This window comes from Streptomyces sp. NPDC050560 (assembly GCF_044457285.1).
Taxonomy (GTDB): domain Bacteria; phylum Actinomycetota; class Actinomycetes; order Streptomycetales; family Streptomycetaceae; genus Streptomyces.
Genome location: NZ_JBITGT010000013.1, coordinates 99,265 through 120,767, shown reverse-complemented (window position 1 = coordinate 120,767; position 21,503 = coordinate 99,265). Strand labels below are relative to the sequence as shown.

Here is a 21,503-nt window from a genome sequence, read left to right as displayed (position 1 = left end):
TCGGCCCACGTGCGGGCGGTGTCTCAGGGGCGCCGCTCCCCCGGCTCACCGTCGCGGTCGTGGTCCCGGTCGGGGTCGGTGCCGGAGCGGCGCGGCACCAGGGCGGCCAGCGAGGCGGTGGCGGTGATGACCAGGGCCGCGGCGAGGGCACCCCAGGCGGCCTCGATCCACCACAGGCAGACCGGTGTCAGCACTCTCGCGGCGGCGAGGACACGGTGGCGCGCCCGATGGCCCGCCCACGGGGGCGGGCGGAGGCCGGGGCGTCGGATGTGCGACATGGAGACTCCTGTTCCGAGCCGGGCCCGTGGGCACGGGCGGTGGGAGGGAGTTCACTCAAACACCGGGCTCCGACACCGCGTCAGGGCGCACAGGGGGGCTCAAACCCGTATCGGCGGGCCCATTTCCGCCCGGTCTCCGGCATGCTGGCCTCCCAGGGACGACGGAGTGGCCTATGGACGCGGCGGCACGGCATCGGCACGGGGACACGGCACCCGACCACGAACTGACCACGCTGCTGGCCCTGGCGGGGATGAGCCACAAAGCGCTCGCGAAACGCATCAACGAACTGGCCGAGCTGCGTGGGGTGTCCCGCCGGTACACCCACACGTCCGTCGCCAACTGGTGCCGCCGGGGGATGGCGCCACGGGCTCCCGCTCCCGCCCTGATCGCGGACGCGCTCTCTGAGCGGCTCGCACGGCGTGTCACCGTCGGCGAGACCGGGCTCGCAGGCCCCGGCGACCTGCCGGGTCCCGCAGGCGACGGGCCGTCCTTCCCCCGTACGACGAGCGTCGCCCTGACCGAGGCGGCCGAATTCTGGAGTCCCGTGAAGCGACGCGATGTCCTCTCCGCCGCACCCTTCTCGGCCGGGGCGTTCTCCACCCCGTTCCTGCGCTGGCTCATCGAGCCCGCGGACCCCGCGGGCGGGGCGCGCAGCGGCGGCGGGCCCCGGGTGGGCGAAGGTGACGTGCGCGAGCTGCGGCAGGCCGCCGAGGATGTGCGGCACTGGGACTCCCGCTACGGCGGCGGCAGTTGGCGCAGCACCCCGATGCCCGCCCTCCTCTACGAGCGGGCGGCTCCGCTGCTGCGCGGCACCTACGGCGAGGACGTCGGCAGGCAACTCTTCGCCGCGGTCTCGCAGTTGGCGAGGCTCGCCGGGTGGATCGCCTTCGACGCGGGCGACGACCGGGCGGCGCAGCGCCATTTCGTGCGGGCGCTGCGGCTGGCCCGCGCTGCCGGGGACCGCCCCCTGGGCGCGTACGTCCTGACGACGATGGCGATGCAGAGCCTGCTGCGGGGCCACCCCGACGAGGCCGTCGACATGGCGCAGGGCGCCCATGAACAGGCCGGCGGGCGGGAGGCGGCCGCGGTGCGGGGCTTCGCCAAGCTGATCGAGGCCCGCGCCCACGCCCGTCTCGGCGACGAGCGTGCCGCCTGCCGCAGCCTCGCGCGTGCGGAGGAACTCTGCGCCCACGACCGGCAGGGGCAGGACGCCCCGGAGTGGATCGACTTCTTCAACCGGGCGCGGATCGTCACGGACGCCGTGGAGGTCTTCCGCGACCTCGGGAGACCGCGCGCGGCCCTGGGCTGGGACCGGCTCGCTGCGCTGCCGGCCAACCGCTACACCCGGTGCCACGGCATGCGGCTGGCCGTCGTCAGCAGCGCTCACCTGCAACGCGGCGCCCTGGACGAGGCGTTGGCGGCGGGGCGGCAGAGCGTGGCCGTGCTGCGCACGGTGCGGTCGGCGCGTGCGGCGGAGCACCTGAGGACCCTCGGAAGCCACCTGGGCCAGTGGCGGAACGTACCGCAGGCGCGGAGCCTGCTGGCCGAACTCCGCCCGGCTTCCTGACCGGCGCTCCCTACGAGAGGCGTGGGGGAGGGGCCGCAGGCCGGTCGCCCCGCCGGACCGCGCGGCCTCGCGAGGACCACACCTTCGCCAGGCCACACGCCTTCGCCGGACCGCACACCCAGGTCGCCTCTAAGTCGCTTCCCCCTCGCCCCCGGTGGCCGGTTCAGGGGCGGTGTCGTGGGTGGGGTGGCGGGGTGGCGGGGCCGGGGAGCCGGCGACCTTGCGGGAGCGGGTGCCCGTGGTGGCGAAGGCCGAGTAGCGCGGAACCCAGCGCAGCAGGGCGCCCGCGGCGACGAGGCCGACCGCGCCCATGGTGGCGATGCCCGCGGCGAGGCTGCCGAGCAGGGCGGCGGCGGAGACAACCAGGGGGCCGCCCGCGCTGCCGGAGTCGGCGCACAGCCGCCAGACGCCGAGGAACTGCTGTCTGCTCGCGGGCGGCGCGACGTCGGCGCCGAGGGTCATCAGGATGCCGCTGCCGATGCCGTTGCCGAGGCCCATCAGCATCGCCACCACGGTCAGCGACACCAGGCCGCCGGTGAGCGGCAGCGCGGCCTGGGTGAGGCCGAGCACCAGCATCGAGGGCACCGCGATCCACAGCCGCCCGGCGCGGTCCATCACCTTGCCCGAGGGATAGAACACCATCATGTCGACGAGGCCCGCGATGCCGAACACCACGCTGGTGGTCGAGGGGTTCTCGCCGAGGTGCTGGGCCCACAGCGGCAGCACCGTCTGCCGGGTGGCGCGCACGGCGCCGACCAGGAACACCGCGACGCCCAGCGTGAGGAAGAGCCGCTTGTGCCCGCTGACCACGGACCGCACGGACACCGGCGCGTGCTTGTGCCCCGCGGCGGGCCCGCCCACGTCGGGGACGAACAGCACCACGAGGCCGGCGGCGACGGTGGTGGCGAGGGCCAGCCAGTACACGTCGCGCACCGGCCTGCCGTGCACGACGACGGCTCCGATGAAGGGGCCGATGAAGGCGCCCACCCGGGACATCCCCCCGAGGGTGGACAGCGCCCGCGCCCGTAGCTCCGTCGGTACGACCTCGGTCAGATAGGACTGCCTGGCCAGGACGAACACGGCGTTGGTGGCGCCGGTCGCGGTGACCGCGAGCGCCAGTTGCCACAGCTCGCTGGCGAGCGCGCAGCCGGTGAGGGTGACCGCGGCGACCACCGCCGCCACCAGCATGGCCTTGCGGTCGCCGAACCGGGCGGCGAGCGCGCCCGCGGGGACGTCGCCGAGGATCTGGCCGATGCCCTGGAGCGCGAGGATGAGGCCCGCGGTGGCGGGCGAGGCGCCGAGGGCGCTGCCGCTGAGGGCGATGATCGGGGCGAGAGCGCCGAAGCCCGTCTCGAAGATGAGCGCCGGGAGGAACACGGCGGGAGCGATACGGGCCAGGGACACGGGTTCTGCGCTCACGCGTCGGATGCCTCCCTCGCCGCGGTGCGGGGCGGCACTGGCCGTGGGCCGCGGATGTGGTCCATGAACGGGCACGACGCCCCGTCCCCGCGCGCGGACCGTCGGCCGATGATAACGCCCGGATGTGCGATGACCGGGCGAACGTTCACTTGGTGGACATCGACGGCGGGGGCAGGCGCCGCCGCTGCCCTCATTCCGGCGGAAGTCCCGCGCGGGAGTCGACGCTCCAGTGGCGGGAGCGCAGCGTCCGGCCGGCGAAGTCCACGTCCAGGGTGCCGTGGCGGGTGAAGCCGAGGGAGCGGCAGACGGCGTTGGACGCGGCGTTGCCGACGCCGGGGAGCGCGTGCACCACGCCCCATCTGCCGGTGCCCGCGGCGGGCGCGAGCAGCGCGCGCACCGCGCGCTTGGCGAGGCCGCGGCCCTGGTACCCGGGCAGCACCATCCAGCCGATCTCGGAATACGCGGCGGGCAGGGCGCCGCCCGGCCCCGCGGCCGCCCCGCGCCCGGCGGGCTCCGTGTCACCGGCGTCGTGGGCATCGGCGTCGTCGGCATCGTCAGTGTGACGCCACAGCACGACCGAGCCCGCGACGCCCCCGGGTTCCGGGCCGTCCTCGGGGATGATCATCTTGATCCAGGCGCTGCCGTCGGCGACCGAGCGCAGGTCGCGGGCCACCTTCTCCTCGATGCCCGAGCGCGGCAGCGGCCCGCCCAACTCGGCCATCATCACGGGGTCGCAGCGCATGCGCGCGTACGCCTCCACATCGCCGGGTGCCACGTCCCGCAGCCGCATGTCGCCTCCGTCCCCCGGGCGCCCCGCCCGCCGTCAGGCATTGTGCAGGACGGCACTGACAGCGGCCCGGGCGCGCTCACCCCAGGGCTTCGGTGAAGAAGCCGGCGAGCAGGGACCGCTGGCGGTGGACGGCGTCGTGGGGGTCGATCGTGCCGGTGTTCTCCTTGAGCACGTCCGCCGCGAGGCCGAGCTGGGGCAGCATCGCGACCAGGTCGGTGTACGTCGCGTGGGCCGCGCCCGGCAGGGAGGTGATCCGGTTCCTGACGCCCGGGCTGTGTGCGCGCAGCGCCTGCCAGGACGGCACGGTGGACGCGTCGTTGCCGTCCTTGCCGAGGATCAGGAAGGGGCGGTCGAGGCCGTCGGCGGCCACCGACGACAGGTGTCCGGGATCGCTGTCGTCCTGGACGAAGGCGAGCACGCCGTCGAGGTCGGCGCCCGCGGCGAGGCGCGGGTCGTCATGCATGGCCTGGAGCGCGATGAAGCCCCCGGCCGACTGCCCGTAGGCGCCGAGGCGCCCAAAGTCGGCCAGGGCGCGCGGCGCGCGGGGCAGCGCCCCCGGCAGGGCGTCGAGCACGAAGCGCAGGTCGGCCACCCGGACCGCGGCGATGGTCCGCAGCAGCTCCCGCATCGCCTCGGGGTCGTCGCCGGCCTGGCCCACCAGGTCGGGCAGCACGGTGCTCTCGACCCGGCCGCCGGGGAACTCCACGGCGGTGGCGTCGTAGGTGTGGTCGACGGCGACGGTGACGAAGCCGCGGGAGGCGAGGTCGTCGTAGAGGGTGGTGCCGAGGCCGCGCGGGTCGCCGAGGCCGGGCGAGTAGAAGATCACCGGGCGCGGTCCGAGGGGGGCGGCGGGGGCGCCCGGGTGGGCGTGGCTGCGGGTGGCGGCCCAGTCGGCCGCGTCGCCCGGCACCCCCGACATGTTGTTGAAGCGGGCGAACCCGGCGGCCTCGCCGGGCGCGAGCTGCGGCGCCACCGCGCCGCCCGTGGTGGGCGCGGCGGGGTAGCGGACGGTGACCATGAGTTCGCGGTAGGGCTGCCCCGGCTTCCAGGGGTCGGGGCGGCCCCGGTCGACGAGGCGCAGCACGGTGGTGCCGACGGGGTGGGGCCCGGTGGGCTCGGGCAGGACGAGCGCGCGCGAGCGCGGCTTCCCGCCGCCGGCGAGGACGGGCCCCGCGCCCGCCAGGGCTCCGGCCCCGGCGAGGGTGAGCGCGGCGGTGGTCTTCAGGACGCTGCGACGGGTCGGCATGGCACTCCTCGGTGTGGTGGCGTGGCCCGTCAAGACTCGCGCTCCGCGGCCCCCGGCACTATCCGGCGGGCCCGTAACCCGGCCTGGGGGGTAACCCGTAGAGCCGAGTCGGCCGGGCGGTGCGGCACCCCGCACAATGCCCTCATGGCCAAGAGATCCCGGCGCACCGCCCGCCGTCCGTCCCCCGCCGCGCCCGCCGCCTGCCCCTGCGGCCGGCCGGCGGCGTACGCCGACTGCTGCGGGAGGCTGCACGCGGGCGGGGCGGCGGCGACCGCGGAGGACCTGATGCGCTCGCGCTACAGCGCCTTCGCGGTCGGCGACGAGGGGTATCTGCTGCGCACCTGGCACCCGGCGGGCAGACCGCCGCGCGCGCTCTCCCCAGGGACGCGCTGGCTGGGGCTCGACATCCTGGCCACGGAGGGCGGTTCGGCGTTCCACACCACGGGGACCGTCACCTTCGCCGCCGCCTACGAGGACGGCGGCGGCCGTGGGGTGCTGCGGGAGCGCAGCCGCTTCGAGCGGGTCGACGGGGCGTGGGTGTACGTGGACGGGGACGCGCCCGCGTCATGAGAGCGGGGCGGTGGGCCCGGGGCGGGGTGCGCGGGTGTCTCAGGGGGCCAGGACGTCCAGTTCGTGGAGGGCGCCGACGGTGATCTCACGGGTCAGCTCCTCGGCGCGGACCGGGTCGCCCTCCCGTACCGCCTCGGCGAGCCGCACATGGAGGGTGACGGCGGCCGGGTCCGGGTTCTCGAACATGACCTGGTGGTGGGTGCGGCCCGCCAGCACCTCGGCGACGACGTCGCCGAGCCGCGCGAACATCTCGTTGCCCGAGGCGTTCAGCACCGTGCGGTGGAACGCGATGTCGTGCACCAGGTACTCCTCAAGGCGGCTGCCGCGCGAGGTGGCGACCATCCCGAGGGCGCACTCGGTGAGTTCGGCGCAGTCGGCGGCGCCCGCGTGCCGGGCGGCGAGCCCGGCGGCGGCCGGCTCCACGGCGGAGCGCAGCACCGTGAGCGAGCGCAGTTGGCGCGGCCGGTCGGGGCCCGCGAGCCGCCAGCGGATCACCTGGGGGTCGTACACGTTCCACTCGGCGGGCGGGCGCACCGTCACCCCGACCCGGCGGCGGGACTCGACGAGCCGCATCGCCTCCAGCACCCGCACCGCCTCCCGGGTCACGGAGCGGGACACCGCGAAGCTGCGGGTCAGCTCCTCGATGCGCAGCACGCTGCCCGGCGGGTACTCCCCGGCGGTGATCGCGGACCCGAGGGTGTCCAGGACACGGGTGTGCAGCCCTCGGGCCGTGACGCTCATGGGGCAAGCGTACGGAACAGCCCACCCCGCCAAAAGATCTGACTTTTGCGGGGCCGGGTCTTGAATTAGTCGGATCACATGCGTTTCAGTGTGCTGGACACCTGTGGTTCGCGAGAAGTGAGACCCCCCGATGAGCAGCCCGGACAGCCGGAACGGACCGAACAGCCCCCGCCCGCGGGTCGTCGTGGTCATGGGCGTGTCCGGGACCGGGAAGTCGACGGTCGGCCCGCTGCTCGCGGACCGGCTCGGCGTGCCCTACGCGGAGGGCGACGGCTTCCACCCGGCGGCGAACATCGCCAAGATGTCCGCGGGGACGCCGCTGACGGACGACGACCGGTGGCCCTGGCTCGACGCGATCGGCGCCTGGGCGCACGGGCGCGCCGGTCTCGGCGGCGTGGTCAGCAGTTCGGCGTTGAAACGGCGCTACCGGGACCGGCTGCGGGCCGCCGCGCCCGGCGTCGTATTCGTCCACCTCACCGGGGACCGCGCCCTGGTCGAGGACCGGATGCGGCACCGCAAGGGGCACTTCATGCCTCCCGGGCTGCTCGACTCGCAGTTCGCCACGCTCCAGCCGCTGGGCGCGGACGAGCCGGGGGTCGCGGTCGACGTCGCGGGCGATCCCGAACGGATCGCGGACCGCGCGCTGGCCGCGCTCGCGGCACTGCCAGGCTCAGCACCGCCCGCACCGCCCGCACCGCCCCCGGCGCCCGCCGACGCGGCCCCACCGGGCCCCGAGGAACCGCAGGGTCCCCCCGACGCTCCCGGCCCGCCCGGGTAGCGGCCCACCGCGGCGCCGCGCCCCTCCCCCGGGGTCCGGGCGCCGTGTACTCCTCCCCGTTCCGGGGCAGGCGCCCCGAGCCCCACGGCCCCCGCCCCACCGCACTGTCCCCGACACCCCCACCTCCCCACCACCCCAAGGAAACCCACCGTGACCAGACTCAGCGTCGAGATGCTGGCAGCGGACGCCCCCGAGCCGATCACCTCGGCCGGGCATGCCCAACTGGGCATAGCCGTGCTCGTGGGCATCGCCGTCATCGTCGTGCTCATCACGCAGTTCAAACTGCACGCGTTCCTCTCGCTCACCATCGGGTCGCTCGCGCTCGCCGCGGTCGCGGGCGCGCCGCTCGACAAGGCCATCACCAGCTTCAGCAACGGTCTTGGCGCGACCGTCGCCAGCGTCGGCGTACTCATCGCGCTCGGTTCGATCCTCGGGAAGCTGCTCGCCGACTCCGGCGGCGCCGACCAGATCGTGGACACCATCCTGGCCAAGGCCACCAAACGCACCATGCCGTGGGCGATGGTGCTGATCGCCTCCGTGGTGGGCCTGCCGCTGTTCTTCGAGATCGGCATCGTGCTGCTGATCCCGGTCGTGCTGCTCGTCGCCAAGCGCGGCAACTTCTCGCTGATGCGGATCGGCATCCCCGCACTCGCGGGCCTCTCCGTGATGCACGGTCTTGTGCCGCCGCACCCGGGGCCGCTGGTCGCCGTGGACGCGGTCAAGGCCAACCTGGGCCTGACGCTCGGACTCGGCATCCTGGTCGCCATCCCCACGGTGATCATCGCGGGCCCGCTGTTCGGCCGCTACGCCTCCCGCTGGGTGGACGTGCCGCCGCCCGACCGCATGGTCCCCACCCGCCCCTCAGAGGACCTGGACAGGCGGCCCGGCTTCGGCGCCACCATCGCGACGGTGTTGCTGCCCGTGGTGCTGATGCTGGCGAAGGCGCTGGTGGACATCGTCGTCGACGACACGGGCGACACCCTCCAGCGGATCTTCGACGTGCTGGGCTCCCCGCTGATCGCGCTGCTGATCGCGGTGCTCGTGGGCATGTTCACGCTGGGCAGGGCCGCCGGGTTCACCCGGGAGCGGCTGGGGACCACGGTGGAGACCTCGCTCGCGCCGATCGCGGGGGTGATGCTGATCGTGGCCGCGGGCGGCGGCTTCAAGCAGGTGCTGGTGGACTCCGGGGTCGGGGAGATGATCCTCGACATCTCCAAGGACTGGTCCATCTCCGCGCTGCTGCTCGCCTGGCTGATCGCGGTCGTCATCCGGCTGGCCACCGGCTCCGCGACGGTGGCGACGGTCTCGGCCGCCGGGCTCGCGGGACCGCTGGCCGCGGACATGTCCAGCACCCATGTGGCGCTGCTGGTGCTGGCGATCGGCTCGGGCTCGCTGTTCTTCAGCCATGTCAACGACGCCGGTTTCTGGCTGGTCAAGGAGTACTTCGGGCTCTCCGTGGTGCAGACCGTCAAGACCTGGTCGCTGATGGAGACGATCCTGTCGGTGGTCGGCGGCGGGATCGTGCTGCTGCTCTCACTGATCATCTAACGGCCGTAGCCACGAAGCCGTGCCCCGCCCCCGGTGCGGACCAGGGGGCGGGGCCGGGATCTTGAGGCCCGGGATCTTGAGGCCATGGGCGGCCCATGGCAGGCTCGTGCCGCATGATCGATGAGTTCGCGAAAGCCAACCTGCACAAGAGACTGCGGCGGGACCGTGAGGCGCTGCTCTGGAAGCTCGACGGCGTGTCAGAATACGACGCGCGCCGGCCTCTGACAGCGACCGGGACCAACCTCATCGGCCTGGTCAAACACGTGGCCACGGTCGAGGCCAGGTACTTCGGCGAGGTCTTCGACCGCCCCTCCCCCGAACCGCTGTGCCGATGGCAGGACTCCGACGGCAGCGATCATTGGGCGGCCGGGAACGAGACGCGCGATCAGATCACCGGGTTCTACCGGCGCACATGGGAGCACGCGGACGCGACGATCGACGAGCTTGCCCTCGATGCCCCCGGCCACGTGCCCTGGTGGCCGGAGCCCTATCTGAACACCAACCTGTTCGCCGTCCTGGTCCATGTCCTCGGCGAGACCATCCGGCATACCGGGCACGCCGACATCCTGCGCGAGGGCGTCGACGGCCGGACCGGGCTGCGCGCAGAACACGAGGAGCCGGTCGACGAGGAAGCCCGCGCGGCCCGCTTCGCGAGGATCGAGCAGGCCGCCAGGACGGCCGCACCGGCCGGGGCGTAGAAGGCTGTCCCACGACGTAACGCGGCGGCATCGGCCGCCGACACCCGCCGCGTCCCCCGCCACCGCGCATCGCGGCGCGCCGGGTCAGGGGCGCCAGAGGCGGTGGTGGCGTTCGGCCCATGTCCGCGAGACCCGGCCGGTGCGCATGCCCCTGCGGGCCTCGGGGTCGGCGAACGCCATCGCGACATGGCCCGCGATCACGATGCCGAGGGCGAGCGCGAGCCAGTCGTGGACGAAGGTGGCCCCGGTGCGCAGCACCAGCGGGGCGAGCCCGGTGAACCACATCAGCAGCCCGGTGCCCGCCATCACGAGCACGGCTCCGGCGAGCCAGGCCGCGTACGTCTTCTGACCGGCGTTGAACTTCCCCGCGGGGCGTGCCCCCGGATCGCGGTCGCGGCGCAGCGCGGCCCGCAGCCAGAGGCGGTCGTGGGGGCCGAAGCGGTTCAGCCGCCGCAGGTCGGCGCGGAGCGCCCGGGAGACCAGACCGGCGAGCAGCGGCACGGGCAGCAGGATGCCCGACCACTCGTGCACGGTGACCACCAGCGCCCTGCGGCCCACGAGTTCGGCGAGCTGCGGCAGGTAGAGGAAGGCCGCGGTGAGCACGCACACGCCCATCAGCACGGCCGTGGTGCGGTGCACCCAGCGCTCCACGGGGGTGAAGCGGCGTACGTCGGTGCCCGCCCCGGGGGTGCGGGGCGCGGCTGCGGGGGCGGGGGCGTCAGGCGGTGGGGGCATCGTCGCGTCCGTTCGAGCGCCCGACCCAGCCGTCGACGTCGTAGCCGCCCTCGGTCTCCCAGTAGCCGGGCCTGACCTCGTCGGTGAGGGTGATGCCGGAGAGCCACTTCGCCGACTTGTAGAAGTACATGGGCGCCACATAGAGCCGGACCGGGCCGCCGTGGGCGTGGCCGAGCGGCTTGTCCTGCATCCGCAGCGCGATCAGCACGTCGTCGCGGCGGGCCTGGGACAGCGTCAGGCTCTCGCTGTACGCGCCGTCGAAGCAGGTGAGCCGGACCGCCCTGGCGCTGTCGCGGACCCCGGCGGCCGCCAGCAGACGGGAAAGACGCACGCCCTCGAAGGGGGTGCCCGGCACCCGCCAGCCCGTGACGCACTGCACGTCCCGTACGAGCCGGGTCTGCGGCAGCTCCCTGAGCTGGGCGAGGGTGTACGTGGCGGGGTGGTCGACGAGGCCGCCGACGGTGAGCCGGTAGTCCTGCTCGCCCTTCCTTGGCACCGAGGTGGTGACGGAGTAGTAGCGGAAGCCGCCGCCGTTGGGGAGCAGCCCCGTGATGCCGGTGGGGTCGCGGTCGGCGGCGGCGCCGAGGAAGGCTTCCAGGCCGTGCTGGAGCGGCTGGGCCGCGGCGACGGTGAGCGCGCCGAGCCCGGCCATGCCGAGCACCACGCGCCTGCCCACCGGGGTGGAGCGGCCGGGGGAGTCCTCGTCGCCCGGGTCGGCGGGCCCGGGTTGTTCTGGTTTCACATACCGATTCGACCACCGGGGGCGGCGGGTGGCCAGGGCCGGGGTCGTTCCGTCAGCATTCCGTCATCTTCACGCGGCCCCGCGCACGACTTCCGAGTCCGGCCCGCCACGCCCCGTGTGCGGCCCCACTTCCGCCCCCGCGCCCGCGGCCCGGTCAGAGCCGGGCGACGAGGCGGTCGAGTGGCCTGGGCACGCGGTCGGGGTCCAGGCCCTCGACGAGCGAGCGGGCGTAGTGGACCTTGCGGCCGCCGCGGGTGCCCATGAAGCGGCGCAACTGCGCCTCGACGGCGCGCTCGCGCTGGGCGGGCTGGCGCTGGAAGATCCGGAACGAGCGCAGGTCGCCCTGGTCGTCGATGACGCCCTCGACCCGGGCCGCGCCGAGCCCCCTGATCAACTCGTCCTCCAGGTCGGCCACGCAGACGTAGAAGCCGAGCGCCTCCATGTCGGCGCGGGTCAGCGCGGAGCCGAGACCGGCCCGTTCGAGCCCGCGCAGATAGAAGTGCTCCTCGCCCGCGTCGCACAGGCCCGCCACCGGCACGTCGAGCCCGCCGGGCCCGAAGAGGCCGAGCCCGTACGCGATGTTGGTGACGCCGCCGAGCGGTACGACGCAGACGCCCTCGGCGGCGAGGGTCCTGCCGCGCAGCTCCGCGACGACCTCAAGGGCGGTCCTGTCGCTCGCGCCCTCGACCAGCACCACGGAGCGCAGCCCGCCGTGCCCGGCCAGCTCGACCGCGGCCTCCCGGGCCCCGGGGTGCCCGCGGCCCGTGACATAGGCCACGGCGGCCCGGCGGAAGCGCTCCATGCCGTCGAGGGGGCCGGAGGCCGCCCCGGCGTCCCCGGCTGTCCCGTCCGCCTCGGCCGCCTCGGCCTCTTCGTCCCGTATGTCCCCACCACGGCGCGCGCTCATCCGGCCAGTCTCGCAGGCGCGGTCCCCGTACTCCCGGGGTTTTCCGCGGGAGTACGGGCCGGGGGCTCAGCCGACCGCGGCCGCCGCGGCGCGGCCCGCCGTGCGGCCGGAGAACAGGCAGCCGCCGAGGAAGGTGCCCTCGAGCGAGCGGTAGCCGTGCATCCCGCCGCCGCCGAAGCCCGCCGCCTCCCCCGCCGCGTACACCCCGGGCAGCGGCTCGCCGTCGGCGGTGAGGACCCGGGAGGAGAGGTCGGTCTCCATGCCGCCGAGGGTCTTGCGGGTGAGGATGTTCAGCCGCACCGCGATCAGGGGCCCCGCCGCCGGGTCGAGTACGCGGTGCGGGGGTGCGGTGCGCACCAGCCGGTCGCCGAGGAAGGCCCTGCTGGCGCGGACCGCCATGACCTGGAGGTCCTTGGTGTACGGGTTGGCCAGCTCGCGGTCGCGCGCGACCAGGGTGCGGCGCAGGTCCGCCTCGTCGATCAGCGGCTCGTCGGTGAGCGCGTTCATGCCGCGCACCAGGGCGCCGAGGTCGCGCTCCACGACGAAGTCGGCGCCGTGGTCCATGAACGCCCGGACCGGGCCCGGCACGTCCGCGCGGACACGGGCGAGGGCGCCGCGCACGGACTTGCCGGTGAGGTCGGGGTTCTGCTCGGAGCCGCTGAGCGTGAACTCCTTGGCGATGATCCGCTCGTTCAGCACGAACCAGGTGTGGTCGTGGCCGCTGTGCGTGATGTGTTCGAGGGTGCCGAGGGTGTCGAAGCCGGGGAAGAGCGGCACCGGCAGCCGCCGGCCGCGGGCGTCGAGCCAGAGGGAGGAGGGCCCCGGCAGGATGCGGATGCCGTGCCGGTGCCAGATGGGGTTCCAGTTGGCCAGGCCCTCGGTGTAGTGCCACATCCGGTCCCTGTTGATCAGCCGGGCCCCGGCGTCCTCCGCTATGCCCAGCATCAGCCCGTCGACGTGCGCGGGCACCCCGCTGACCATGGTCGCGGGCGGGGTGCCGAGCCGCTTCGGCCAGTGCGCGCGTACCAGGTCGTGGTTGCCGCCGATGCCGCCCGAGGTGATCACGACCGCCTGGGCGCGCAGGGCGAAGGCGCCGGTGGCGGTGCGCCCGCTGGCCTTGCCGCGCGCCACGTCCGAGGGCTCCAGCACCTCGCCGGTGACGGTGTCCACGGCGCCGCCGGTGCGGCCGAGCCCCGTGACCCGGTGCCGGAAGCGCAGGTCCACGAGGCCGCGCGCGGCGGCGGCGCGCACCCGGCGCTCGAAGGGGGCGACGAGGCCGGGGCCGGTGCCCCAGGTGATGTGGAAGCGCGGCACCGAGTTGCCGTGGCCGCGCGCGTCGTAACCGCCCCGTTCGGCCCAGCCGACCACCGGGAAGAGCCGCACCCCGAGCCCGCGCAGCCAGCGCCGCTTCTCGCCCGCGGCGAAGTCGACGTAGGACTCGGCCCAGCGGCGCGGCCAGTGGTCTTCGTCACGGTCGAAAGCGGCCGTCCCCATCCAGTCCTGGAGCGCCAGGGCGTGGCTGTCCCTGATCCGCATACGGCGCTGCTCGGGCGAGTCCACCAGGAAGAGGCCGCCGAAGGCCCAGTGCGCCTGGCCGCCGAGGGACTGCTCGGGCTCCTGGTCGAGCAGGATCACCCGGCGCCCGGCCGCGGCGAGTTCGGCCGTCGCCGCGAGTCCCGCGAGTCCCGCGCCGATCACGATGACATCGGCGTCGTACGCCATGGGCCCTCCCGTGTCGCCGCATCCGCCGCCTGCCCCGGCGGGAGGGGGGCGGACGGATGGCTGCCGTCCAGGTTAGTTACCGCCGGGTCGGAATCCTGTCAGATCGCCGGCGCGGGTGTGGGGCGGGTCACCCCGGAAGCCTGTCGTTCCTTGCCGCCCATGGGGCGCTCCACGCGCCCAGCCGCTATGGTCGGCTCGGTACACATCCCCGCCGGGCTCCGGAACCTGCCGTCGTGAGGTGCGTTACTTGTCCGCTCTCGTGCTCTTCCTCGCCGTCTGCTCCGCCTGCTGTCTGGGCTTTGGATTCGTGCTCCAGCAGAACGCGGCGCAGCGGGCACCGCTGGGCGACTTCCTCTCCCCGCGGCTGCTCCTCGACCTGATGCGGATACCGCGCTGGCTCGGCGGCGTCGGGCTGATGGTGTGCGGGATGGTGCTGGGCGCGCTGGCGCTCGGCAAGGGCGAGATCTCCCTGGTGGAACCGCTGCTCGCGACGAACCTGCTGTTCGCGCTCGCGCTGTCGCGCTGGCAGACGAGACAGTCGCTCGGCCGCCAGGGCTGGGCGGGGCTCGTACTGCTCGCGGGCGGGGTGAGCGCGTTCATCGTGGCGGGGCAGCCCACCGGGGGCACCGCGGTGACCGAGCCGCTGCGGCACTGGCTGATGATCGGCCTGATGGTGGGCGGGGCGCTGGCGCTCGCCGCCTGGGCGAAGCGCTCCCCGCTGGCCGCGGGCCCGGTGCTGCTGGCGGTGGCGGCGGGGCTGCTGTACGGGGTGCAGGACGCGCTGACCAGGGTCAGCGGGCAGCGGTTCTCGGCGGGCGGCTGGCCCGAGCTGATGACGAGCTGGCAGCCGTACGCGGTGCTGGTGCTCGGGGTCACCGGTCTTGTGCTGGTGCAGAGCGCGTTCGAGACGGCGCCGCTGCGGATGTCGCTGCCCGCGCTGACCGCGGCGCAGCCGCTGGCGGGCATCGCCTGCGGGGTGGGCTTCCTCGGCGACCGGCTGCGCACCGACGCGGGCGCGCTGGCCTGGGAGGTGTGCGGTCTCGCCGCGGTGGTGGCGGGCATCGTGCTGCTCGGGCTGCATCCGGCGATGCCGCGGGGCACGGCCCCGGTGGAGCGGGTGCCCGACCTGCAATCGGGCTGAGCGCGGCCCGGGAGGGGCACGCGGGGTGCGCCTGGTTGGATGGGGGCATGAGCGCCGAAGGTAACCCCGCAGAGGAGATCCTCGACGTCGTCGACGAACTCGACCGGGTGACCGGCCGGGCGCCGCGCGGCGAGGTGTACGCGCGCGGGCTGCGGCACCGGTGCGTGTTCATCGAGGCGAGGAACGCGGACGGCCGTGTCTTCGTGCACCGCAGGACCCCCGCCAAGCTGGTCTTTCCCTCCCGGTACGACATGTTCGTCGGGGGTGTGGTGGGCGCGGGCGAGAGCTACGACGACGCGGCGCTGCGGGAGGCCGAGGAGGAGCTGGGGGTGCGCGGGCTGCCGCGGCCCGAGCCGCTTTTCAGGTTCCTGTACGTGCCGGGGGACGGCGACGGGGTGGCGCAGGGCTGGTGGTCGTACGTCTACCAGGTCCGCTGTGAGCCGCCGGTGTCCCCGCAGGCCGAGGAGGTGGCCTGGCACACCTTCCTCACCGACGAGGAGCTGGCGGCGCGGCTCGGCGAGTGGCCGTGGGTGCCGGACGGCCTCGCGGCGTACCACCGGCTGCTCGCCCACAGGGCGGCCGGGGCGGGTGCGGTGCACGAGGGTCACGACGGCACGATCTAGGGTGCGCGCATGATCGGTATGACGGAATCCGTACGGCTCTGGTTCGCCCCGGGGCGGGTCGCGGACGAGGGTGACACGCCCGACTACCGCTTCTCGCTGGCGAACGAGCGCACCTTTCTTGCCTGGCTGCGCACCTCGCTCGCGCTGATCGGTGGCGGCTTCGCGGTCGACCAGTTCCTGCCGGACCTGAGCTGGGGCTGGCGGGTGGGGCTCGCGCTCACCCTGCTGGCGGCGGGCGTGCTGTCGGCGCTGCGCGCCATCAACCACTGGGTCCGCTGCGAGCGGGCGATACGGCGCGGCGAGGACCTGCCGGTGTCCCGGTTCCCCGCGGTGCTCAGCGTGGCGGTGGCGGTGCTCGCGGTGGCGATGGTGGTGATCGTGATCGCGGGCTGGGCGGGATGAAGGACCAGGGCCGTGACCCGGGACTGCAACCGGAGCGGACCCGGCTCGCGTGGCGGCGCACCACGCTGTCGTTCACGGTGGCCGTGATCCTGGCGGCCAAGGCCGTCGTCGACCACGGCGGCTGGGCGACCGTGCCGGCCTGTGCGGTGGGCGCGCTGCTGTGGGTGGCGTTTCTCACAGTGGCGCACCGCAGGATGCGCGGCCTTGCCGCGTCCACACGGCCCGCCGTGCTGCCGGGCGCCCTCGGGGTGGCGGCGGTGTGCTGCTCGCTGGCGCTCGTGGTGTGCGCGGTGGCCATCGTCGTGTGAGGCACGGCCGCGCCCGCGGCGTGCACACCGGCCGGTGGAGCCGTGCCGGTCCCTTCCGGACCCTGCCCGAGCCTTTACGGTCCCTGTCGGCCCCTTTCGGACCCTTCCGGAGCAGCCTGCACACTGGACGGCATACCGACCGGTCGGCATGATGGCGGGAACGATTCGGCGTCGGGAGGGTGTATGGGCGGGGAACGGACCCCCGGGCTTGACCTGGGCGCGCTGCGGGAGCACCTGGACCGGGAGCGCCCAGGTCTTGTGCGCGGGCCGTTGCAGGGGCGCGTCATCGAGGGCGGCCGTTCCAACCTCACCTACGCGGTCTCCGACGGGCACGGGTGCTGGATCGTGCGCAGACCGCCGCTCGGCCATGTCCTGGCCACCGCGCACGACATGGGCCGCGAGCACCGCGTGATCAGCGCGCTGCGGCCGACCCGGGTGCCGGTGCCGGGGACACTGCTGCTGTGCGAGGACGCCGCGGTGCTGGGCGCCCCGTTCTATGTCATGGAGTTCGTGTCGGGCACCCCGTACCGCACCGCGGGACAGCTCGCCGCGCTGGGGCCCGCGCGTACCAGGGCGGTGACGCTCTCGCTGGTCGACACGCTCGTCGAGCTGCACGCGGTGGAGCCCGCGGCGGTCGGCCTCGGGGACTTCGGGCGCCCCGAGGGCTTCCTGGACCGCCAGTTGCGCCGCTGGGGCAAGCAGCTCGACGCCTCCCGCACCCGGGAGCTGCCCGGCCTCGACGAACTGCACGCGGCGCTCGGCCGCCGGCTGCCGCGCTCCCCCGCCGCCACCGTCGTACACGGCGACTACCGCCTCGACAACGTGCTGATCGGGCCCGACGACGCGATCACGGCCGTCCTCGACTGGGAGATGTCCACGCTCGGCGACCCGCTGACCGACCTCGGGCTGCTGGCCATGTACAGCGTGCCGCTCGGGCTCGCCGACTCCCCCCTCACCACCACCGCGTCCGCGCCGGGGCACCCCGCCCCCGAGGAGCTGGTCGAGCGGTACGCGCGCCTGTCCGGGCGTGATGTGTCGGCCGCCGCCTGGTACACCGCGTTCGCCTGGTTCAAGCTGGCGGTGATCCTGGAGGGCATCCACTACCGGTACACCCTGGGCAGCACCGTCGGCGCGGGCTTCGACCACATCGGCGACCTCGTACCGCTCTTCATCGAGCACGGCTCCACCACCCTCCGCGGACTGAAGGAAGGCTGATCCGCCATGGACTTCACCTACGACGCGCGCACCGAGGAGCTGCGGGAGCGGCTGACCGCCTTCATGGACGAGCATGTGCTGCCCGCCGAGGACGTCGCGCGCGAGCAGCGCGAGCGCGCCGGGTCCCCGTGGACCACCCCGCCGGTGGTCGAGGAGCTGAAGGCCGAGGCCAGGAGCCGGGGCCTGTGGAACCTGTTCCTGCCGGACACCGGCGACGGCGCGTACGGCGCCGGGCTCACCAACCTCCAGTACGCGCCGCTGGCCGAGATCACCGGGCGCTCGCCGCTGCTCGGCCCCGTCGCGGTCAACTGCGCGGCGCCCGACACCGGGAACATGGAGCTGCTGGCGCAGTTCGGTGACGAGGCTCAGCGCAAGCAGTGGCTCGAACCGCTGCTCGCCGGGGAGATCCGCTCCGGCTTCGCGATGACCGAGCCCGACGTCGCCTCCTCCGACGCGACCAACATCACCACCAGGATCGAGCGGGACGGCGACGACTACGTCATCACCGGCCGCAAGTGGTTCATCTCCGGCGCCATGAACCCGGACTGCAAGGTCTTCGTCGTGATGGGCAAGACAGCACCTGACGGCGCCGACATCCGCCGCCAGCAGTCCATGGTCCTGGTGCCCAGGGACGCGCCGGGGCTCGAAGTACGGCGCGCCATGCGGGTGTACGGCTTCGAGGACCACGGCCACGGGGGCCACGCCGAGCTGGTCTTCGACCGGGTGCGGGTGCCGGTGTCGAACCTGGTCGGCGAGGAGGGCGGCGGCTTCGCCATCGCGCAGGCGCGGCTCGGCCCCGGCCGTATCCACCACTGCATGCGGCTGATCGGGGTGGCGGAACGCGCCATCGAGCTGATGTGCCGACGCGCGGTGTCCCGTACGGCCTTCGGGAAGCCGCTCGCCGCGCAGGGCGTGGTGCGGGAGTGGGTGGCGGACGCGCGGGTGGCGGTGGAGCAGTCGAGGCTGCTGGTGCTGAAGACGGCCTGGCTGATGGACACGGTCGGCAACAAGGGCGCCCACACGGAGATCCAGGCCATCAAGATCGCGACACCGCGCACGGTGGTGGACATCCTCGACAAGGCGGTGCAACTGCACGGCGCCGGTGGGGTGAGCCAGGACTTTCCGCTGGCCGAGCTGTGGGCGGGGGCGCGCACACTGCGGCTCGCGGACGGCCCGGACGAGGTGCACCAGCGCTCCCTCGCCAGGCGGGAGTTCGGCAAGTATCAGTAGCCACGCGTACGTAACATGCCGGTAATCTGATGAGCGGACGCCGGGTCGGCCGGGCGGTGCGCGGTGCAGCCGCACGGCCAGGGCCCGGGCGGCTCGTGTCGGAGTCCGGCGCCGCGGGGCGGGACCGGCCACCGGCACCGCGCGGAACGGACACTCAGCATGCCCGATCGGCCGGTCGAGAGACTTGCGGCACCCGCCGCCCGCCCTGCGAGGGGCGGCGCGGCGTGACGGTGCGGCGCTGCCCCGCGTGCGGCGCGGAGCGGCGGGACGACGGAAGGCCCGGCTGCGCCTGCGCGGCCGGGGAGGTCGCCGAGGCCGCCGACTTCACGCCCCTGCTCCTGCGGCCCTATGTGAACCCCGGGGAGCCTGGCGAGGCGCCCGGTAGTCCCACCCCCGCGCCCGCACGCGGCACCGCCGCCGTCGCCCTGGAACCGGGCACGGCCGATGGCCCCGGCGGGACGGGCGGTCCCCGTGAGGCGGGCGGCTCCGCGCCGGGTCCGACGGGGGAGCCAGATGCGGCGGAGGGTCCGGGCGCGGCGGGAGTCGAAAGTACGGCCGGTGGCGAGAGCGCGGCGGGGGACGCAGGCACGGCACGTGGCGAGAGTCCGATGGGTGACGCGGGCGCGGCGGGTGACGCGGGTGGTGAACCGGAGGCACGGCCGCGTTCGCGCGCCCGCAAGGCGGGGCTGGTCGTGGTGACTGTGGTGTCCGTGCTCGCCGTGCCCGTGGTGCTGTTGGGGGCCGTCAGGATCGCCGAGGACGCCTTCGACCACGCGGGCCCCGAGCGCCCCACCGGGCTGCCGAGCCTGATGCTGCCGACCGGCACGGGGCACTCGGCCGCCACCCCCTCCGACGCCGCCTCCTCCCCCGCGTCGGGACCGACCAGCCCCGCGCCGACCGCCGCCCCCTCCCCCGGCGCCTCCACTCCCCCGGCCACCGGTCGGGCGCCCGACCGCCCACCGCCCGGGAGCACCGACTCCACGGGGCCGCGTGACGCCTCGCCAGGCAGCCCCGCGGACGCGGCGGACGGCGGCGCCCCCGTGCTCCGCCAGGGCATGAGCGGGCCCGAGGTCACCCTGCTCCAGCAGCGGCTGCGGCGGGTCGGCGGGCTCTACGAGGACGAGCCCGACGGGGTCTACGACGCGGGCGTCACGGAGGCGGTGGCCACCTTCCAGCGCTGGCGCGCCGTCAAGGGCGACCCGGAAGGGGTCTACGGCCCCCACTCCCGCGCCCAGTTGGAGGCGGAGACCCCCGGCACGGCGTGAGCCCGTACCGCATCCGGCGCGGCGCTCGCCGGGCTGCTGGCACCTCTTGATGCGTCGACGTATGTCAATCAACTTGATTTAATGAGCGGGCACCCATCGGTGCAAGGATCGCGCGCGCAGTGCGCCGACCTGGAGGGGAGACGCCATGACGGCCGAGGAGGCCCCCTGGTCGCTCGTGCTGCTCGAACAGCTCGGCTGACCGGGGCCCGCGCCCGGTGCCACCGCCGCGCGCGGGCCGGGGCACCGGGCGCGTACCGGCTACGATGCCCGAATCCCCCGCGTCCGCCCCGCCCGCCGTCCGCCGCGGCGGAAGCCCGTGGGACGCCCGGTGCCGCGCAGTGCCCACGACGGCCCCCGCGAGTGGAAGAAGGACTGTGACCAGCAGGAAGAAGACGTCGATCAGACGCGGGACCAATCTGCCGCGGATGGGCGACTACAACGAGTCCGTCGTACTGGACGCGATCCGGCGGCACCCCGAGGGGCTGAGCCGGGTGGAACTCGCCACGTCCACGGGCCTGTCGGCGCAGACCGTGTCCAACATCTGCCGCCGGCTGCTCGACCAGGGGCTCGCCCGTGAGTCCGGCAAGCAGAGCACCGGGAGCGGCAAGCCGAGGACCCTGCTCCAGGTGGCGCCGGGGGCCCGCTACGCGGTGGGAGTGCACCTCGATCCTGCCGTGATCACGTATGTGCTGCTCGACCTGCTGGGCACGGTGGTCGCGCAGCACAGCGGGACCACGCCGCGCGGCGTCGACACCGAGCTGGTGACGGCGGACATGGCGGCGGCGGTGACCTCGCTGGTGGAGCGGGCCGGGGTGGAGCGGGCGCGGGTGCTCGGGGTGGGCGTCGCGGCGCCCGGGCCCGTGGACCTGGACGCGGGGCTCGTCATCGACCCGCCCGAGCTGCCGAGTTGGGGCAGCGTGCCGCTGCGGGACCGTCTCGCGGCGGCGACCGGGTACCCGGTACTGCTGGACAAGGACGTGATCGCGGCCATCGTCGCGGAGCGCTGGGCGGGCGCGGCGACGGAGAGCCGCAACTCCCTCTTCTTCTACCTCGGCACCGGCTCCGGCATGGGACTCGTGGTGGACGACACGGTGCTGCGCGGCTCGTCGGGCAACGTCGGCGAGGTCGGCGGCCTCGGGGCGGCGTGCACCACCAGGGCGCTGGTCGAGGAGGCCATCGAACTGGGCGTCCTCGGGCCGGAGCGCACGCCCGCGGGGCCGCAGGACGCGGAGCGCGGCCTGGAGCGGCTCGCCGGTCTCGCGGCGGCGGGCGATCCGGACGCCGGGGGCATCATCGACCGCTGGGCGATGCGGATCGGGCGCGGGGTGTGCGCGGCGGCGACGCTGCTGGACAGCGACACCATCGTGTTCGGCGGCCCGGTGTGGCCGCTGCTCGCCGACCGGCTGCTGGCGGTGATCGAGCCCATGGTGACCCGCTCGCCGTTCGTGCGGCGCATCCACCCGACGCTGGTGACGTCGACGGCGATCGGGGAGAACGTGGCGGCGGTCGGCGCGGCCTGCCTGGTGCTGGACAACACGCTCTCGGCGCGGCCGGGTTCGCTGCTGCTCGCGTGAACG

General features: G+C 74.5%; 21 protein-coding genes and 1 pseudogene. 13 read left to right on the top strand and 9 right to left on the bottom strand.

What is annotated here, in order from left to right; all coding sequences use genetic code 11:
* Positions 1–23: 23 nt before the first annotated feature.
* Positions 24–278, bottom strand: a complete 255-nt coding sequence (locus tag ACIBIW_RS27885; RefSeq protein ID WP_399339817.1) for a hypothetical protein — start codon at positions 276–278, stop codon at positions 24–26.
* A 173-nt stretch (positions 279–451) separates the two neighbouring features.
* Between ACIBIW_RS27885 and ACIBIW_RS27880 the strand changes: the two genes are divergently transcribed.
* Positions 452–1,846: a sporulation protein gene (locus tag ACIBIW_RS27880; protein WP_399339816.1), complete on the top strand. Its 1,395-nt coding sequence runs from the start codon at positions 452–454 to the stop codon at positions 1,844–1,846.
* Between the two features lie 129 nt (positions 1,847–1,975).
* Here ACIBIW_RS27880 and ACIBIW_RS27875 read toward each other — a convergent pair whose 3' ends face one another.
* The 3 genes from ACIBIW_RS27875 to ACIBIW_RS27865 form a co-directional block, all read right to left on the bottom strand.
* On the bottom strand, positions 1,976–3,265 hold the full coding sequence (locus tag ACIBIW_RS27875; RefSeq protein WP_399339815.1) for an MFS transporter: 1,290 nt from the start codon (positions 3,263–3,265) through the stop codon (positions 1,976–1,978).
* Positions 3,266–3,455: 190 nt separating this feature from the next.
* Positions 3,456–4,055 carry a GNAT family N-acetyltransferase gene (locus ACIBIW_RS27870; protein WP_399339814.1) on the bottom strand — a complete coding sequence of 200 codons (600 nt, stop codon included), beginning with the start codon at positions 4,053–4,055 and terminating at the stop codon, positions 3,456–3,458.
* Between the two features lie 76 nt (positions 4,056–4,131).
* Positions 4,132–5,301, bottom strand: a complete 1,170-nt coding sequence (locus tag ACIBIW_RS27865) for a hydrolase (protein ID WP_399339813.1) — start codon at positions 5,299–5,301, stop codon at positions 4,132–4,134.
* Positions 5,302–5,445: 144 nt separating this feature from the next.
* On the opposite strand from ACIBIW_RS27865, the gene ACIBIW_RS27860 reads away from it, so the two are divergent.
* Entirely contained in the window at positions 5,446–5,871 is a 426-nt protein-coding gene (locus ACIBIW_RS27860) for a YchJ family protein (protein ID WP_399339812.1), read from the top strand.
* A 39-nt stretch (positions 5,872–5,910) separates the two neighbouring features.
* Here ACIBIW_RS27860 and ACIBIW_RS27855 read toward each other — a convergent pair whose 3' ends face one another.
* Positions 5,911–6,612 (bottom strand): FadR/GntR family transcriptional regulator, encoded by a 702-nt coding sequence (locus tag ACIBIW_RS27855; RefSeq protein ID WP_399339811.1) that lies wholly within the window; start codon positions 6,610–6,612, stop codon positions 5,911–5,913.
* Positions 6,613–6,742: 130 nt separating this feature from the next.
* On the opposite strand from ACIBIW_RS27855, the pseudogene ACIBIW_RS27850 reads away from it, so the two are divergent.
* The 3 genes and pseudogenes from ACIBIW_RS27850 to ACIBIW_RS27840 all read left to right on the top strand — a co-directional run.
* Positions 6,743–7,279, top strand: a pseudogene (locus ACIBIW_RS27850) (gluconokinase); the annotation flags it as partial.
* Between the two features lie 261 nt (positions 7,280–7,540).
* Entirely contained in the window at positions 7,541–8,938 is a 1,398-nt protein-coding gene (locus ACIBIW_RS27845) for a gluconate:H+ symporter (protein WP_399339810.1), read from the top strand.
* A gap of 113 nt (positions 8,939–9,051) precedes the next feature.
* Positions 9,052–9,636 (top strand): DinB family protein, encoded by a 585-nt coding sequence (locus ACIBIW_RS27840; protein ID WP_399339809.1) that lies wholly within the window; start codon positions 9,052–9,054, stop codon positions 9,634–9,636.
* Between the two features lie 84 nt (positions 9,637–9,720).
* On the opposite strand, the gene ACIBIW_RS27835 is transcribed toward ACIBIW_RS27840, so the two are convergent.
* The 4 genes from ACIBIW_RS27835 to ACIBIW_RS27820 form a co-directional block, all read right to left on the bottom strand.
* Positions 9,721–10,371, bottom strand: coding sequence for a cytochrome b/b6 domain-containing protein (locus ACIBIW_RS27835; protein ID WP_399339808.1), 651 nt, complete (start codon positions 10,369–10,371; stop codon positions 9,721–9,723).
* Positions 10,355–11,113: a molybdopterin-dependent oxidoreductase gene (locus ACIBIW_RS27830; protein ID WP_399339807.1), complete on the bottom strand. Its 759-nt coding sequence runs from the start codon at positions 11,111–11,113 to the stop codon at positions 10,355–10,357. The genes ACIBIW_RS27835 and ACIBIW_RS27830 overlap by 17 nt, the downstream gene beginning before the upstream one ends.
* A gap of 154 nt (positions 11,114–11,267) precedes the next feature.
* Positions 11,268–11,915: a TOPRIM nucleotidyl transferase/hydrolase domain-containing protein gene (locus tag ACIBIW_RS27825; protein WP_399339951.1), complete on the bottom strand. Its 648-nt coding sequence runs from the start codon at positions 11,913–11,915 to the stop codon at positions 11,268–11,270.
* 171 nt (positions 11,916–12,086) lie between these two features.
* Positions 12,087–13,742, bottom strand: a complete 1,656-nt coding sequence (locus ACIBIW_RS27820; RefSeq protein WP_399339806.1) for an FAD-binding dehydrogenase — start codon at positions 13,740–13,742, stop codon at positions 12,087–12,089.
* Positions 13,743–13,989: 247 nt separating this feature from the next.
* On the opposite strand from ACIBIW_RS27820, the gene ACIBIW_RS27815 reads away from it, so the two are divergent.
* The 8 genes from ACIBIW_RS27815 to ACIBIW_RS27780 all read left to right on the top strand — a co-directional run bounded on the left by ACIBIW_RS27815 (position 13,990) and on the right by ACIBIW_RS27780 (position 21,500).
* Positions 13,990–14,883: a DMT family transporter gene (locus ACIBIW_RS27815; protein ID WP_399339805.1), complete on the top strand. Its 894-nt coding sequence runs from the start codon at positions 13,990–13,992 to the stop codon at positions 14,881–14,883.
* Positions 14,884–14,930: 47 nt separating this feature from the next.
* Positions 14,931–15,506 (top strand): NUDIX hydrolase, encoded by a 576-nt coding sequence (locus ACIBIW_RS27810; RefSeq protein ID WP_399339804.1) that lies wholly within the window; start codon positions 14,931–14,933, stop codon positions 15,504–15,506.
* 9 nt (positions 15,507–15,515) lie between these two features.
* Positions 15,516–15,908: a YidH family protein gene (locus tag ACIBIW_RS27805; protein ID WP_399339803.1), complete on the top strand. Its 393-nt coding sequence runs from the start codon at positions 15,516–15,518 to the stop codon at positions 15,906–15,908.
* Entirely contained in the window at positions 15,905–16,216 is a 312-nt protein-coding gene (locus ACIBIW_RS27800; protein WP_399339802.1) for a DUF202 domain-containing protein, read from the top strand. The genes ACIBIW_RS27805 and ACIBIW_RS27800 overlap by 4 nt, the downstream gene beginning before the upstream one ends.
* Positions 16,217–16,399: 183 nt before the next feature.
* Positions 16,400–17,431 (top strand): phosphotransferase family protein, encoded by a 1,032-nt coding sequence (locus ACIBIW_RS27795; protein ID WP_399339801.1) that lies wholly within the window; start codon positions 16,400–16,402, stop codon positions 17,429–17,431.
* 6 nt (positions 17,432–17,437) lie between these two features.
* Positions 17,438–18,661, top strand: coding sequence for an acyl-CoA dehydrogenase family protein (locus tag ACIBIW_RS27790; protein ID WP_399339800.1), 1,224 nt, complete (start codon positions 17,438–17,440; stop codon positions 18,659–18,661).
* Positions 18,662–19,353: 692 nt separating this feature from the next.
* Positions 19,354–19,926, top strand: coding sequence for a peptidoglycan-binding protein (locus ACIBIW_RS27785; protein WP_399339799.1), 573 nt, complete (start codon positions 19,354–19,356; stop codon positions 19,924–19,926).
* Positions 19,927–20,351: 425 nt separating this feature from the next.
* Positions 20,352–21,500, top strand: a complete 1,149-nt coding sequence (locus ACIBIW_RS27780; protein ID WP_399339950.1) for an ROK family transcriptional regulator — start codon at positions 20,352–20,354, stop codon at positions 21,498–21,500.
* Positions 21,501–21,503: the final 3 nt, after the last annotated feature.

Excerpts from the sequence above, each read along its gene's own strand:
- ACIBIW_RS27790 (WP_399339800.1), top strand. The coding sequence starts at position 17,438 with ATGGACTTCACCTACGACGCGCGCACCGAGGAGCTGCGGGAGCGGCTG.
- ACIBIW_RS27795 (WP_399339801.1), top strand. The coding sequence starts at position 16,400 with ATGGGCGGGGAACGGACCCCCGGGCTTGACCTGGGCGCGCTGCGGGAG.
- ACIBIW_RS27880 (WP_399339816.1), top strand. The coding sequence starts at position 452 with ATGGACGCGGCGGCACGGCATCGGCACGGGGACACGGCACCCGACCAC.
- ACIBIW_RS27885 (WP_399339817.1), bottom strand. The coding sequence starts at position 278 with ATGTCGCACATCCGACGCCCCGGCCTCCGCCCGCCCCCGTGGGCGGGC.
- ACIBIW_RS27835 (WP_399339808.1), bottom strand. The coding sequence starts at position 10,371 with ATGCCCCCACCGCCTGACGCCCCCGCCCCCGCAGCCGCGCCCCGCACC.
- ACIBIW_RS27810 (WP_399339804.1), top strand. The coding sequence starts at position 14,931 with ATGAGCGCCGAAGGTAACCCCGCAGAGGAGATCCTCGACGTCGTCGAC.
- ACIBIW_RS27800 (WP_399339802.1), top strand. The coding sequence starts at position 15,905 with ATGAAGGACCAGGGCCGTGACCCGGGACTGCAACCGGAGCGGACCCGG.
- ACIBIW_RS27870 (WP_399339814.1), bottom strand. The coding sequence starts at position 4,055 with ATGCGGCTGCGGGACGTGGCACCCGGCGATGTGGAGGCGTACGCGCGC.
- ACIBIW_RS27820 (WP_399339806.1), bottom strand. The coding sequence starts at position 13,742 with ATGGCGTACGACGCCGATGTCATCGTGATCGGCGCGGGACTCGCGGGA.
- ACIBIW_RS27860 (WP_399339812.1), top strand. The coding sequence starts at position 5,446 with ATGGCCAAGAGATCCCGGCGCACCGCCCGCCGTCCGTCCCCCGCCGCG.
- ACIBIW_RS27805 (WP_399339803.1), top strand. The coding sequence starts at position 15,516 with ATGATCGGTATGACGGAATCCGTACGGCTCTGGTTCGCCCCGGGGCGG.
- ACIBIW_RS27855 (WP_399339811.1), bottom strand. The coding sequence starts at position 6,612 with ATGAGCGTCACGGCCCGAGGGCTGCACACCCGTGTCCTGGACACCCTC.
- ACIBIW_RS27825 (WP_399339951.1), bottom strand. The coding sequence starts at position 11,915 with ATGGAGCGCTTCCGCCGGGCCGCCGTGGCCTATGTCACGGGCCGCGGG.
- ACIBIW_RS27780 (WP_399339950.1), top strand. The coding sequence starts at position 20,352 with ATGGGCGACTACAACGAGTCCGTCGTACTGGACGCGATCCGGCGGCAC.
- ACIBIW_RS27865 (WP_399339813.1), bottom strand. The coding sequence starts at position 5,301 with ATGCCGACCCGTCGCAGCGTCCTGAAGACCACCGCCGCGCTCACCCTC.
- ACIBIW_RS27840 (WP_399339809.1), top strand. The coding sequence starts at position 9,052 with ATGATCGATGAGTTCGCGAAAGCCAACCTGCACAAGAGACTGCGGCGG.